Source organism: Paraburkholderia sp. BR10954 (genome assembly GCF_040965775.1).
GTDB classification, from domain to species: domain Bacteria; phylum Pseudomonadota; class Gammaproteobacteria; order Burkholderiales; family Burkholderiaceae; genus Paraburkholderia; species Paraburkholderia youngii.
The window spans coordinates 1-268 of the sequence record NZ_JBFRCK010000295.1; the positions used below are offsets into that span (position 1 = coordinate 1).

The 268-nt window shown below is 61.6% G+C and carries 1 pseudogene; it reads right to left on the minus strand.

Annotated features, from left to right (window positions below):
• Nucleotides 1–92 precede the first annotated feature (92 nt).
• A pseudogene (locus tag AB4Y34_RS42305) lies at nucleotides 93–268 on the minus strand (MarR family transcriptional regulator); the annotation flags it as partial.

The following is a 268-nucleotide window of genomic DNA, read 5'->3' on the forward strand; positions in this document are numbered from 1 at the left end:
CGGGCGACGGTGTTTGCCCTGGAAGTTTGCGTTTTCATTTTCTGAATAATCACATTCATGGGTCAAAAAAACGCGGCCCACGGCCGCGCCGCTCACTCGCCTGTGAACTTGCGAAGCAGGCGGTCCAGCTCGGCAAACTCCGCCTTGGTGAATTTGCGCAGGCGGGCGTTCAGCACATGCGGGGCGACTTCCGGAATCCGCGCGGCGGTTTTCTGCCCCTGCGCGGTCAACGTCAGATTGACCACGCGGCGATCTTGCGGGTCGCGCG